1 protein-coding gene is annotated in these 1,055 nt (G+C 65.7%); it reads right to left on the bottom strand.

Translation table 11 applies throughout. The features are described 5' to 3' along the window. A partial coding sequence (locus HC022_RS27320) for a homoserine O-succinyltransferase (RefSeq protein ID WP_167454463.1) occupies positions 1-815 on the bottom strand: 815 nt, incomplete at its 3' end. Between the last annotated feature and the right edge of the window lie 240 nt (positions 816-1,055).

The raw sequence follows: 1,055 nt of genomic DNA, 5'->3' as shown, positions 1-1,055 counted from the left end.
CGCGAGGGATCGTCGCTCGGGTAGTAGTTCGCGGGCACGTTGATCGGCTTCCCCGCCGCCACGTCGCGGTCATACTCTTCCTTCAGCGTGCCGGAATCGTATTCCAGGTGGTTGAAGATGTAGAGCGCACGGTGACGCGGGTCCTCGACCAGCGCCGGGCCGGTCTCGGGCGAGTGGATCAGCACCGCGAGGCCCGCGGCCTCGACCTCGTCGCGGCGCATCTCGGTCCAGCGCGACACCGGCATCACCATGTCGTCCGAGAACCCGCGCAGGAAGGGCGAGGCGGGCGCGAGGTTCTGGTGCCGGATGCAGCCGAAGGCCTTGTGGTCCAGCAGGTGCTTGGGCACGCCGTGGAAATACGAGATCATCGCCATGCCGCCCCAACAGACGCCGAAGGTGGCGTGGACGTGGGTCTGGGTCCATTCGAAGACACGGGTGAGCTCTTCCCAGTAGGTCACCTCCTCGAACGGCAGGTGCTCGATGGGGGCGCCGGTGATGACCAGCCCGTCGAACTTCTCGCCGCTGGCCTCGACCTCGGCGAAGGGCCGGTAGAAGGCCTCCATGTGTTCGGCGGCCGTGTTCTTGGTCTGGTGCTCGGTCATCCGGATCAGCGAGAACTCGATCTGCAGCGGCGTCGCCCCGATCAGGCGCGCGAACTGGTTCTCGGTCTGGATCTTCTTCGGCATCAGGTTGAGCAGGGCGATGCGGAGCGGGCGGATGTCCTGCCGCGAGGCGCTGTCCTCGGCCATCACCATGACACCCTCGCGCGAGAGGACGTCGTAGGCGGGCAGGTCGGAGGGCAGCTTTATGGGCATCGGTACAAATCTCTTTACTGGAAGGCCAGAGATAGGCCAGCGCGGGCCTCAGCACAAGCGTTGCGCCATGGGGGCCGAATCGCGCAGAGTCGCGGGCAGGATTTTCAACCAAAGGTTATTGTCATGACGCGTTTCACCGCGGGCATTCCCGCCCTTGTCCTGGCCCTCTTGCCGCTGACCGGGCCGCTGGCCGCACAGGACGATCCGATGGCGCTTCAGCGCTGCGTCTGGTCCTGTCTC

Source organism: Salipiger sp. HF18 (assembly GCF_011806505.1).
In the GTDB taxonomy this organism is placed as follows: Bacteria; Pseudomonadota; Alphaproteobacteria; order Rhodobacterales; family Rhodobacteraceae; genus Salipiger; species Salipiger thiooxidans.
The sequence above is the reverse complement of the archived record's forward strand: the minus strand, read 5'-3'. Positions and strand labels throughout refer to the sequence as shown.